Origin of the sequence: Streptococcus sp. ST16 (assembly GCF_046098135.1) — a bacterium.
In the GTDB taxonomy this organism is placed as follows: Bacteria; Bacillota; Bacilli; order Lactobacillales; family Streptococcaceae; genus Streptococcus.
Genome location: NZ_JBJUSE010000007.1, coordinates 49,850 through 61,704, shown reverse-complemented (window position 1 = coordinate 61,704; position 11,855 = coordinate 49,850). Strand labels below are relative to the sequence as shown.

Here is an 11,855-nt window from a genome sequence, read left to right as displayed (position 1 = left end):
TATATCCTTTTATTTTTTAAACCATAAATCATTCAAAAATCCAGAAAAGATTAAGAATGAAACCATCACGACATGGAAGGTGACAACCATGCCAAGCAACTGAATCCAGCGATTCTCAGGTAAGGAACCCTTTCCAGCTTTTTTCCGTTCTTTATTGAGCGCTTTTTTCTTACGAACCCAAGCGTCATTGATGACTAGCCCAATCCCATGGAAAAGTCCATAGGCGATATAGTACCAGGTCACACCATGCCAAAATCCCATAATCAGCATATTGAGAATATAGGCTACACTTGAAGTGACATTGCGATTTTTAAAGACCTTCTTTCTGGTCAACACCATGACCATCCGCATAAAGACAAAGTCACGGAACCAGAAAGACAGACTCATGTGCCAGCGATTCCAAAACTCTTTTAAATCCCTTGACAAAAAGGGTTTGTTAAAGTTGATAGGACTATGAATACCCATCAAGTTTGAAATGGCTAAGGCAAACATAGAGTAGCCCGCAAAGTCAAAGAAGAGCTCCAGACCAAAGGTATACATAACTGCAAGAGCATAATGGTTAAAGAAACCACCTGTCTGCAAGGCTAAGTTCTTTAAAGGAGGTAGCAAAATCTCTCCTAGAATATGGGCCAAGATAAACTTGTAGAGGAAGCCAAGCATGATATACTTGACAGCCTCTTCTAGCATGTCCATCAACTCATCCCGTTCAGGAATGGTCTCATAATTTTCATTGAAGCGTTTAAAACGATCAATGGGACCACTGGAGAAAGTCGGCATAAAGAGAAGAAAACGTAAGAATTGCCAGACCGTTAAATCCTTAATGACACCGTCTCTTAACTCAACGATAACCCCAAATGCACGAAAGGTCAAGTAAGAAATCCCTAAAAATCCAAACAAAGGTTGAGAGCCATGAATAGCAGGAGATACTTTCACAAAGACGATTGGCAATAGGGATAAAAAGCTAACTAGGTAAAATATCCATTTACTATCCCGCTTTTTCCTGTACCTTTTGTAGAAAGATACAAGAAGTACTTGCCAGATAACATAAAGGATAAGAGCGCTTATTTGATTCGTCTTTCCACCGACCAACATGGTGACGATAAAGAAGAGACTAACGAGCACCTCATACCAGGCAAAACGTTTCTTGAAAAAAAGACCGATGAAGATAGGTAAAGTCGCAACAATTACGTATAAAAAGTACTGAAGATCACCATAAGGTTCCAAATGAGGTAGCTGTTTATAAAGCTCCATCATCTACTGTTTACCTCGTTAATCAAGCCCTTGATATCAATTTTACCATTAGGCGTTAGCGGCAAACTATCTCGATAAAGAAACTTAGACGGCATCATATAAGACATCATGATATCTGCTAGGTCTTCCTTGATAGCCTTGGTAATATCGATATCGCGTTCAAATTGCTGACGGACGCCATCCTTTAGGATCACATAGGCCAGTAGATTCTGTACCTTATGGTCCTTGTTATAACGTGGGACAGCAACAGCCGACTCGATATAGCGAGACTTGTTGAGGTTTTGAGAGACATCTTCAAGCTCAATACGATAACCATTAAACTTAATCTGGAAGTCCATCCGTCCACCGTAGAGAAGCAAGCCCTCATCTGTCATAGTTCCCACATCTCCTGTGTGGTAGGCTGGAAGACCTTCGAACTCAAAAAAGGCTTCTGCTGTTTTTTCAGGATTGTTCATATAGCCTTTTGAAACAGCTGGTCCAGAAATGATGATTTCTCCCTGTTCACCATTGGGAACTTTCTGACCTTCCTCATCAAGGATAAAGGTCGGAGAATCCGCCTTGGTATAGCCGATTGGCAGGCGTTTCATAGTTTCTAGCATCTCATCTGTAATTGCCACTGCCGATAGGGCTACTGTAGCTTCTGTCGGACCGTAGGCATTGATAATACGAGCATTTGGGAAACGTTCGCGCAGTTTTTGAGCTGTTTTGACCGTCAATTCTTCACCATCAAAGTAGAAATGCGTGATTCCTGGCATTTTCTCGCTATTGAAGTCTTCTGACAACATGGCCATATCTGCAAAGGAAGGCGTTGATGTCCAGATAGCCATTGGCAATGAAAAAATCGTCGCAAAGAGTTTTTTGAAGTCCTGAGTAATGGCTGAAGGAAGAGCGAAAAGCGTACCACCTAGTGCCAAGGTTGGCGCCCAGTACATAACAGATAGGTCAAAAGAATAAGGGGGCTGAGCCAGCATTTGTGGACGACTTGGTGTCGCAAACTCCTTATCTGTAATCATCCAGTTGGTAAAACTGAGGAGATTGTCATGGGAAATCTGCACTCCCTTTGGCTTACCGGTCGTACCAGAAGTAAAGATGATGTAGTAATTATCATCTCCCTTGACTGAATGCGTCATCTCATAGCTATCCCCTTGAGCAAAGGCTTCTTGAACCTGAGCTAAAGTCATCATTGGCGTAGAGACTTGCTCCAATGGAAAATCTGAGATGGCAATAATCAAACTTGGCTCTGCAACTTCTACGATAGCCGAAACTCGTTCCAAGGCTGAATGGCTGTCAATTGGAATGTAGGCATGACCCGACTTAGTCAGCGCTACAAAGGTAGCCAACATCTCATATTCCTGACCACCAAAAACGACGACTGGAGATTTCTCAGGCAAGTCAAGTCGATCGATAGCTGCAGCTAAACTATCTGAATCAGCCTTCAGATTGCCATAAGTATGCTCTTGACCTAAAACATTGTAGACAGGATATGTTGGCTGTGTTTGAGCAAAGTGCTCAATCGTTTCAATCATATCTTTTATCGGTTTATTAGACACAGTTCTTTTTCTCCTTTAAACTAGAACTCATTATAAATAAAGCCACCTTGTCCCTGCCCAAGATAACTAAAAAAATAAAGCAAGCCAAGTAAGATTACAAAATATAGGGCCGTCCGGCCTAAAAATACATGTAGGTTTCGTTGTTTTTTCATAAGCTATCCATTAATATATCATTCCTATCGACTACAAATACGCACTATTAGTAACTTATCTTCCTAACATTTTACCACTTTATCAACCTTTTTTTCAACTGTTTACCATAACTTAAAAGTTCGTTTTAGGTTATTTTAAGATAAATTAAAATGTTAATGTTTTTACCATCAAAAAAGAGCCTGAGAATTCCATCTCAAACTCTGTTGCAAATTGCTCTTTTATCTTAGACTAGTGAAAACACAAGGACTGCTAAGGCCGCGCTGAAGATAGGTCCCATAATAGGCATCCAAGAATAAGACCAGTCTCCGTCTCCCTTATTTGGAATCGGCAAGATGCTGTGCATGATATGAGGTCCAAGGTCACGAGCTGGGTTCAAGGCATAACCAGTTGTCCCACCTAGTGAAAGCCCGATGCCAACAGTCAAAGTTCCTACTGCAACTGAAGGTCATAGAGTCCCAAAGCAAAGATTGTCAACACCCGAACAAAAATTCCAAGGATTTCACTAATCAAATTAGATACTGTGTTCTTGATGGCTGGTGGGTTGCCGAACAAGTCTATTTATTTTATTCTATATTTTCCCAAATCAATTACTTGATTATAAACCGTTTCTGAATCAATATGATGAGCAACTTCAATCAAAATGATGGGCAACTGCAAAAGTAATTGGCGCACTTGATATGCATTATCCTTGTCTAAGAATGATGTAACCTCATCCGCCAACACAATGTCTTTTTTTCGAAGCAGACAGCGAACTAATTCAAGTCGTAAACGTTGTCCACCTGAAATGTTTTCTCCATTATTTATCAGTTGATAATCTAAAATATTGGTGATTTCATTCGTTAAGCCAACTTGTTCTAGGCAACAGAGTAATTCTTTATCTGAAATCTCCTGTCCTAATGTTAAATTTTCTCGGATTGTCCCATGTCTGAAAAATGGATTCTGAGAAATATAAGCGACATTCCCCTGATAATGAGTAAATTCTCGGCCTGTTTTATCACGTACGATAATTCTACCACTATTCGGACTTATCTTTCCTGCTACCAATTGTAGAAGAGTTGACTTTCCGGTACCACTAGCTCCCTTTATTAAAACTTTACTTGGCTTAGTTAATCTAAGTGACAAATCGTAAAAGAGCACTTGCTCTCCAAACTGTTTTGAAACGCCCTCCAAAACTAGCTCAGCTAAAGATTTGACTGTCGGATATGATGTTTCTAAACAAGATTCTTCCAATAATGAAAATATTTTTTCTTTCACTGTTTGCGATCGCTGTATATCAGATATGCTATACATAATTCTTTGAATAGGTCCGCTAAGATTCATTGTAGCTATGTACATAGAGACCAAACTAGCTGTTGTTAACTCTATTCCACTCTTTTGTAATAAAAGGCCAAGTGCAAGAGGTAGTACCTGACTAAGGAATTCTAAAGGACCATTGAAAAAATAAACGACATTGCTAGTCCATTCATTTTTCCAACGAGCATTCTCGTAACACTCGTTGTTTTTTCTCATCTCAGCAAAGTTTTCTTTACTAGCGCCATAAAAATATATCGTATCTGCTCCCTTAAAAAAATCTCCTACAGATAGATGAAAAGCTTTTTGCATTTCCGAAAAATTTGCACCACTTTTCATTAAACGATTATTCATTATCCATTGAGGTAATGGTCGAAGAACAGAGAATACGATAAAAACAAGACCAAGCCAAAAATTTTGCACCAAAATAAAAATAATCGTTGTACAAAGTATAAAAACTCTTCCAACTATCATATCCAAGGGTAAAAAGAAGCGATTATAGAGCAGTTCCATATCTTGTGTAACAATTGAAACTTTTTCATCATATACAACGTTTTCTTTCAAAAATAGTTTCCTAATAAGCTGATCTTTTAAACGAATTTGCAGATGACGCTGCAGATTATTACTGACAAAATTTGCTAGCAGCATTGTGCTATAAAAAAATAGGTGCAGACACAGGCCATATAAAACAAAGTATGAAATTGTACCAATTGTAAGTTGCTCTTCACGAATATTCAATAGCTTATCCAATAACAATGGCTTTATTAAAGCCATCCCGCTATTCAAAAGTACTCCTATTAAAAAATAGATAAAAATATTAGTTTTAATATATTTTAGAAATTTCATAAATATGCCTATCTAAAAGAAAGCGAATAGATATAAAAGCCTCGGTCTAAAAGTTATAAACAAATTAACTCCAACTGAGACTATACAATAATTTAATTAACCTATATATGCTGCTGTTTATTAAGAATGATTATGTTACTATTGAAAAATAATTCTCCTGTTTCACTTTTCTTTCTTAAAATATATGGAGATAGAACTTGCATATTAAATACCTCAAAATTCATAATTATGGAGACAACTTCGAAAAATCCTATCGCTCAAATACAATGAACTGATAAAACAACCGTAATTGAAATTTCTAAAGATAATTCTACCAAAATATTATTTCGAGATACTTCCTTTCCCATATCTGCGTATTACTTTTTACTTGCTAAAATTTTTTCTAAGTGCCTTTCATAAGTCTTTGCTAAGTGGTTACTTCCCGCTAATTTCATTGCTCCAATACACTTCCTCATTTCAATAATTGCTTTGCAATCCGTCTCTTTTTTATAGCGATATAGATATTGGGCATACTGGAATACCAATCGCTCATAAATTTCAGTTTCAGTGAAAAAGCATTGGTTTAGTTGCTTTTCAAAATACAAAGCATCAAGAAATTTTCCTCTTTCAATACATGTAATGTAGCCGTTTAATAACATAGATGAAATCAATCTTCTGTTATTAGGAATTTCTTTATAAAAGTCTGAACGTCTAGACATCTCTCTAGCCAAAACCATGAAAACATCATGTTTTAGGACATCTAGAGTATTTGAAAAAATTAATAATTCATAGTATCCCCAATATTCTATACTAAAGAGATAATCGGTTAGATACGCTAATTCATCACTAGAATAATAAGCTTCTCCCGATAGATCTTGTAAACGAATTTTTAATAAAATGATATTAAGCTTATGAAATTTCCCCTGTTTAGAATCTGACTCCATCTGAGAATAAAGTAATTTTTTCAACCCATCAACATCGTGATTTGATACACAATGCCTAACCTTTGATAAGAGTTCGTTCAGTTCATCACGATGAAAATCATGAACAGCATACATAAATTCATCAATAGGCATGTTAATTTCATCTAAAATAGCCATAAATTTTGAAATGGTTAAATCTGTCTCTCCTTTTTCAAATCGAGATAGCTGGGACACTGATATACCAGCCTTTGCAACATCTTTTAGTCGTAATCCTCTAGATTCTCGAAACATTTTAAAAATTTCTCCAAATTTTTTCATTATACACCTCCAATAAGCATATATGGGAATAATTTTTGATTTTTAACATTTTAGCATAAAATAGAAAAAAATAAAAATGAGGTATTTCACATGAAAAATCAAAAACTACTGCCTTTATTGTTCCTACTCTTTGAAGGAATTATTATTATCGTTGTTGGCTAGCACTAAGAAGTTATGCTCAATGAAAAAGAGCCTGTGCTTCCCATCTCAAGCCCTTTCAAAAATAGTTGCTTTTGAATTCAAGGCCGATTTCCTCGTTATTATTCCCCAGAAACAGCAAACACACGGCTCCCCCTTTGGGCATTTTTATGCTAAAATAGAAGGTATGGATAAGATTATTAAAACTATATCAGAAAGCGGAGCCTTTCGTGCTTTTGTCCTTGACAGTACAGAAACCGTCCGCACTGCTCAAGAAAAACATCAAACTCAGGCCAGTTCAACTGTTGCACTTGGTCGCACCCTTATCGCTAGCCAGATTCTCGCAGCCAATGAAAAAGGAGATACCAAGATTACTGTAAAAGTTCTTGGAACGAGCTCTCTCGGTGCCATCATCACTGTCGCAGATACCAAGGGAAATGTCAAAGGCTACGTTCAAAACCCTGGTGTTGACATCAAAAAGACTGCAACGGGTGAAGTCCTTGTCGGTCCTTTTATCGGAAATGGTCAATTTCTCGTTATCACAGACTACGGTACTGGAAATCCTTACAACTCCATGACTCCTCTCATCTCTGGGGAAATCGGTGAAGACTTGGCATACTACCTGACAGAAAGCCAACAAACCCCTTCAGCAGTTGGCCTCAATGTTCTTTTAGACAAAGACGACAAGGTCGAAGTTGCCGGTGGTTTTCTTCTCCAAGTTTTGCCAGGAGCCAAGGAAGAAGAGATTGCTCGCTTTGAAAAACGCATCCAAGAAATGCCAGCTATCTCAACACTTCTGGAAAGCGAAGACCATATCGAATCTCTCCTCAAGGCCATCTACGGTGACGAATCCTACAAACGCCTATCTGAAGAAGAAATTCGTTTCCAATGCGACTGCAGCAAAGACCGTTTTATGAACGCTCTTGCCAGCCTTCCAAATTCAGACCTTGAAGAAATGAAAGAGGAAGACCACGGGGCAGAAATCACTTGTCAATTCTGCCGAACAACTTACAACTTTGATGAAAACGACCTGGAGGAACTCATTCGTGACAAATCTTAATACACCTTTTATGATTGGCAATGTTGAGATTCCCAATCGTACCGTTTTAGCGCCTATGGCTGGCGTGACCAACTCAGCCTTTCGTACCATCGCAAAAGAGCTCGGAGCTGGACTCGTTGTCATGGAAATGGTCTCTGACAAGGGAATCCAATACAACAACGAAAAAACCCTGCACATGCTTCATATCGATGAAGGCGAAAACCCTGTCTCTATCCAACTTTTTGGTAGCGATGAAGACAGCCTAGCACGCGCAGCAGAATTCATCCAAGAAAACACCAAGACCGATATCGTCGATATCAACATGGGCTGCCCAGTTAACAAAATTGTGAAGAACGAAGCTGGCGCTATGTGGCTCAAGGATCCAGACAAAATCTACTCTATCATCAACAAAGTCCAGTCTGTCCTTGATATCCCCCTTACTGTCAAAATGCGTACCGGCTGGGCTGACCCATCTCTGGCAGTAGAAAATGCTCTCGCCGCTGAGGCTGCTGGTGTCTCTGCCCTTGCTATGCACGGTCGTACCCGTGAGCAAATGTATACTGGTCACGCTGACCTTGAGACCCTTCACAAGGTCGCTCAAGCTTTGACCAAGATTCCATTTATCGCCAACGGTGACATCCGTACGGTTCAAGACGCTAAACAACGCATCGAAGAAGTTGGTGCTGACGCAGTTATGATTGGCCGCGCAGCCATGGGAAATCCCTACCTCTTCAATCAAATCAATCATTACTTTGAAACAGGAGAAATCCTTCCTGATTTGACCTTTGAAGATAAGATGAAAATCGCCTACGAACACTTAAAACGCTTGATTAGCCTCAAAGGAGAAAAAATTGCAGTCCGTGAATTCCGCGGCCTCGCTCCTCACTACCTCCGGGGAACATCTGGCGCTGCTAAACTTCGTGGAGCCATTTCACAAGCTAGCACTCTTGCAGAGATTGAAGCCCTCTTGCAATTAGACAAAGCATAGTCTCACATCTACAACTCACAAAAACGGCAAAGCTCAAAAATGAGTCTTGCCGTTTTTATATATTTTCATCTTGTAAATCTAATTGCTTCACTCTAGCTATATAATAGGACATAATCAAAAACAAATTGAGGCTGACAATCCATATAGACCATTCATGAAGAAAATGCATCAATACAGCCAAGCTGATTGCGCCCACTATGAAACTTCCCACAACAATCCCATAATTTAAGGCCTGACGACGATATTCTTGGATATTTCCGTCTCTTCTAGCAATGCGATACAAAGCGGTCAGCATCTTTCGGTAATTTCCAGACGTCATAAAAATGACATAGGGATGATCTTCAATCAAACTGCCCGTAAATGTTAGCATCATCATTCCTGTTCCAAAAGCGATGAAAGGAACTTCTAATAGAGGAAATCGTGAAAAGAAAGGTAGAATGAGAGTTCCAATAAATAAAGGGAGCAGCATCTTAACCCGCCAGTAGGCCGTTTTGCGGTATTCTTTCATGTGCAATGCAAACAGAAATCCTAGAGAAAAGAAAATAATTGAGCAGAATCGTAGCATCGTATTGATGACATTTGAGTCGTGCCAATCAGATATCAATAGGAGAATATTCCCTGTCTGTGTCGCTACCAAACTATGGTATTGAATATGGCAAAACACATCCAAAGAACCACCTACAAACCCAAGAAATACTCCCATCAATCGTGTGTTTTGAGGTAAGATTAATTTATCCGCCATGTACTATCACTCGTTTTCCTTTGATTTTTTTATTATACCACTTTCTCTTGGAGAAACTAAGTGAAAAACAGTTGGCTCACTCTTTTACAGCACGATTTCTAGTAAAAGTTAAGGCACCAAATTTTATTATTGAATCAAGGCAACGCTTGAAACTTTACCATCCGCACCTGTTGTAATTTGGATGATTTTTCCTCCACCGATTTTGGCATTATACTTACCATCATCAAGAGTGTAAGAGTAGCCTCTGATAGAATAGTTTTCTTTCTTTCCATCTGCAGTTTCTACTGTGAATTGTCCCCCTGATGAAACCGTAATGGTTTCGCCATTTGCTCCCTTCCAGTTGCCCGCTGCGGCTGAGAAGTCACCATCCACCATGGTTAAAACTCCCTTGTAGCGTTTGTTGTATTCTGCTTGCTTGTCTTGAAGTTGGCGGTCAGTTGTCGGGTCATAGCTTGACTGGTTAGACTGGGCTTGAGAAGCCTGTTGAGTTGAAGGAGCCTGAGATGGGGCTGGTTGACTAGGGGCTGCTTGTTCTTGTCTTGATTCAGGTGCAGGTGCCGCTTGTGACTGTTCTGCCGTTGTAGAAGACTGACTAGAAGATGATTGAGCTTTTTCAGATGAAGCTGAGCTTGAAGATTTTTGAGTCTTGCTTTCTTTGCTAGAAGAAGCCGCTTTAGAGCTTGATGATTGACTTGTCTTTGCAGAGCTACTGGTTTGAGTGGTTTCGTTTTTATTTCCACAAGCTCCCAGTAGCAAGGTAGAAGCCAATACAGTCGCTGCCATCAATTTGATATGGGTTTCCTTTTTCATTTTTCACTCCTTTGTAACTTTTTTGAAATATTAAGAAATCTTTTTGTAATATAATTGTAACATTGGACCTTGAATCTGTCAACTATTTAGAGAAGCTATTTTAAAAATTGTTCCCTCCACTATTTCAATTCGTAATTGAAACGAAAAAATAGAAAATTTCTTAGATTAGAGTCCTATTTTTTGCATCGCTCTTGTGTAATTCTAAGAAAGATAGTCATTCATAAAAAATGATAATAAATAAAGAGGTCGGGATTTTGGTCCCGACCTCTTTATTTCAATCGATAGGTTTTTCTTGGTTTCTTTTTAGGCACTCGTTTGAGCCCGACTTCTTCTACATATTCGCCGTATTTTACGAGAAAGTTATTGCTGACGATGGACCGACCTGGGTTGATGAGATTGACCAGTTCGGTTCCTTCATAGACAGTAAACTCTTCCTCCAGCAGATAAAGGAAGGTCGGATTCCAGTCAAGTCGCCCTTGGATTCGTTTGATGGATTCTTGGATAATGGCATAATGATCAAAGGCGAAGGCTTGCTCGTCCAACTCGACTCCCTCTAGGAAGCATTTGCCTGTCTGGAAATCCACATCTACGAAAACGACATCCTTGGCATCGTCTCCAGCCTGAACGAGGTCTAAGGCACGACTAGGTAGGTACACCAAGTGGGCAATGGTCACCGTCCAGCCCCGTGGATCACGACCGGGGGTCGATACGGTCATCAATTGCTCGATTTTTTCCAAAGGTAGATCGAGATTGACTTCTTCTCTCACCTCGCGTTGACAGGCATGCGCAGCATCCTCTCCCTTATCCATAAAGCCTCCAACCAGAGCCAAACAGTTTTGATAAGGGTGGGCCTTGCGACGGATCAGTAAGAGCTTGATCTTTCCTTCGACAAAGCAGTAAGCCACCATATCTACTGTCACACTTGGTTTTTCATATTGAGGGAGTTCCTGCCTGTAGTACCAGTCTAAAAACTCCTCCTGACTGGCATGGATTTCATAATATTCTTTTTCCGTCATCCCGGCTGGAATCATCGTATCTGCCATCTTATGCCTCCTTTCGAACTGCCTTAGTCCATTGGTACCATCCCACTAGACTGTTGAGTGTGTAAACCCAGTACATCCCTTGAATGTGGATATTTTCACCCCACCAGAGATAAATACTAAAGAGATTGGTTGCAATCCAGAAAATCCATTGCTCACGGTAGAGACGTGTCATCAAGAGCTGACCAACACCATTGGTCGCATCAGTAACACTATCACGGAAAGGGCGAGCGCTATTGATACTTTGATAAGCCAAGCCCATACCAATCCAGATAATGGCAGTCAAGGCTAAGTACTTGAGCCAGTCAATCACAGATAATTTCTTAGCTTCAAAGTGGGATTCTTCTGGTTTTTCCTGTTCATTGATACGATTGGACAACCAAGCATAGAGACCAATCGGCTGCATGACAAAGAAGTAAACAGTCGTCAAGACTTCTCCATAAAAAGTCGCATTCATGGCCAAGATCAAGTAGATAGCCGAGTTAATAGCCCCAAAGAGATAATTGCTTGCACGCCCTTCTGCTACCAAGATAACACAGACAATCCCAGTCCAAGATGCAAACAAGCTCAGCCAGTCATGGCTTTCTGTATTTTGCGTGAACTCTAAGATCAAGGGAACACTTGATAAGGCGATAAGATACAACCACTGGAAAAGGCTACGGCCGACAAAGAGATCTTTCCATAGCAGGCGCATGATTCCTGCAAAACCAATCTTGCGAGCTTCGGCATGGACATTTTTAAAGTTTTCGATAAATTGTGTGATTTTTTTAGTTACTGTTTTCACCATT

Annotated in this window: 11 protein-coding genes and 1 pseudogene; 2 read left to right on the top strand and 10 right to left on the bottom strand. The window is 39.7% G+C overall.

Annotation, left to right across the window (positions count from 1 at the left end; all coding sequences use genetic code 11):
- Nucleotides 1–9 precede the first annotated feature (9 nt).
- The 6 genes and pseudogenes from dltB to ACIY14_RS05935 form a co-directional block, all read right to left on the bottom strand.
- Nucleotides 10–1,254 carry a D-alanyl-lipoteichoic acid biosynthesis protein DltB gene (gene dltB, locus ACIY14_RS05960; RefSeq protein WP_409001912.1) on the bottom strand — a complete coding sequence of 415 codons (1,245 nt, stop codon included), beginning with the start codon at nt 1,252–1,254 and terminating at the stop codon, nt 10–12.
- Nucleotides 1,251–2,801 carry a D-alanine--poly(phosphoribitol) ligase subunit DltA gene (gene dltA / locus ACIY14_RS05955; protein WP_409001910.1) on the bottom strand — a complete coding sequence of 517 codons (1,551 nt, stop codon included), beginning with the start codon at nt 2,799–2,801 and terminating at the stop codon, nt 1,251–1,253. The genes dltB and dltA overlap by 4 nt, the downstream gene beginning before the upstream one ends.
- A gap of 20 nt (nt 2,802–2,821) precedes the next feature.
- On the bottom strand, nt 2,822–2,953 hold the full coding sequence (locus tag ACIY14_RS05950; protein WP_007518064.1) for a teichoic acid D-Ala incorporation-associated protein DltX: 132 nt from the start codon (nt 2,951–2,953) through the stop codon (nt 2,822–2,824).
- Between the two features lie 224 nt (nt 2,954–3,177).
- Nucleotides 3,178–3,503, bottom strand: a pseudogene (locus ACIY14_RS05945) (aquaporin); the annotation flags it as partial.
- Nucleotides 3,504–3,512: 9 nt separating this feature from the next.
- Nucleotides 3,513–5,090 carry an ATP-binding cassette domain-containing protein gene (locus tag ACIY14_RS05940; protein WP_409001908.1) on the bottom strand — a complete coding sequence of 526 codons (1,578 nt, stop codon included), beginning with the start codon at nt 5,088–5,090 and terminating at the stop codon, nt 3,513–3,515.
- A gap of 356 nt (nt 5,091–5,446) precedes the next feature.
- A complete protein-coding gene (locus ACIY14_RS05935) occupies nt 5,447–6,310 on the bottom strand; it encodes a helix-turn-helix domain-containing protein (protein ID WP_409001907.1) in 864 nt (287 codons plus the stop codon).
- 325 nt (nt 6,311–6,635) lie between these two features.
- On the opposite strand from ACIY14_RS05935, the gene hslO reads away from it, so the two are divergent.
- Together hslO and dusB are read left to right on the top strand one after the other, a co-directional pair.
- On the top strand, nt 6,636–7,508 hold the full coding sequence (gene hslO / locus ACIY14_RS05930; protein ID WP_409001906.1) for an Hsp33 family molecular chaperone HslO: 873 nt from the start codon (nt 6,636–6,638) through the stop codon (nt 7,506–7,508).
- A complete protein-coding gene (gene dusB, locus ACIY14_RS05925; protein ID WP_409001905.1) occupies nt 7,495–8,475 on the top strand; it encodes a tRNA dihydrouridine synthase DusB in 981 nt (326 codons plus the stop codon). Before hslO ends, dusB begins: the two co-directional genes overlap by 14 nt.
- A 55-nt stretch (nt 8,476–8,530) precedes the next feature.
- Here dusB and ACIY14_RS05920 read toward each other — a convergent pair whose 3' ends face one another.
- From ACIY14_RS05920 to pnuC, 4 genes are all read right to left on the bottom strand, one after another.
- Entirely contained in the window at nt 8,531–9,217 is a 687-nt protein-coding gene (locus ACIY14_RS05920; RefSeq protein WP_000764007.1) for a YoaK family protein, read from the bottom strand.
- A gap of 126 nt (nt 9,218–9,343) precedes the next feature.
- Nucleotides 9,344–10,027 carry a hypothetical protein gene (locus ACIY14_RS05915; protein WP_409001904.1) on the bottom strand — a complete coding sequence of 228 codons (684 nt, stop codon included), beginning with the start codon at nt 10,025–10,027 and terminating at the stop codon, nt 9,344–9,346.
- Nucleotides 10,028–10,296: 269 nt separating this feature from the next.
- Nucleotides 10,297–11,070: an NUDIX domain-containing protein gene (locus ACIY14_RS05910; RefSeq protein WP_409001903.1), complete on the bottom strand. Its 774-nt coding sequence runs from the start codon at nt 11,068–11,070 to the stop codon at nt 10,297–10,299.
- A gap of 1 nt (nt 11,071) precedes the next feature.
- Nucleotides 11,072–11,854, bottom strand: a complete 783-nt coding sequence (gene pnuC / locus ACIY14_RS05905) for a nicotinamide riboside transporter PnuC (protein WP_409001902.1) — start codon at nt 11,852–11,854, stop codon at nt 11,072–11,074.
- Nucleotide 11,855 lies beyond the last annotated feature (1 nt).